The organism is Effusibacillus lacus (genome assembly GCF_002335525.1).
Taxonomy (GTDB): domain Bacteria; phylum Bacillota; class Bacilli; order Tumebacillales; family Effusibacillaceae; genus Effusibacillus; species Effusibacillus lacus.
Genome location: NZ_BDUF01000091.1, coordinates 1 through 434 on the forward strand (window position 1 = coordinate 1; position 434 = coordinate 434).

Consider the following 434-nt stretch of genomic DNA (forward strand, 5'->3'; position numbering starts at 1 on the left):
TTGAAGTTCTTCAATTGTAGACGGGTTCGTATTCGCTATTGTTTTCATACGTATAGATTTCAATAAATGACCGCGATTTCCTGTCGACACACGGGGAAAAGTGTAACGGAACACCGAAGGTTATTAAAGAATCGTGCGTGCTGTAACCTCAGGGTGAGCAAGATGTTGTTCCAGCGAAAGACCATCGAGCAACCAGCGCAGTTCGCGACGGCTAATCTTCAAAGGGGATGAGTTCGTTTCCGCAGGCCACTGGAAGGTACCGCGCTCCAACCGCCGATAATAAAGCCAGAAACCGTTGTGCTCCCAATGGAGAATCTTCAGTTTGTCGCGTTGCCGGTTACAAAATACAAAGAGGCAGGGAGAAAACGGATCGAGATCAAAGCCTTCTTTGACAAGGACTGCCAGTCCGTCAATCGACTTTCGTAGATCGGTGC

At 48.2% G+C, this 434-nt stretch carries 1 protein-coding gene; it reads right to left on the bottom strand.

Annotation, left to right across the window (positions count from 1 at the left end; all coding sequences use genetic code 11):
• Positions 1-123: 123 nt before the first annotated feature.
• Positions 124-434 (bottom strand): IS66 family insertion sequence element accessory protein TnpB (gene tnpB, locus EFBL_RS15885; RefSeq protein ID WP_096183064.1); only part of this gene is annotated, 311 nt, incomplete at its 5' end.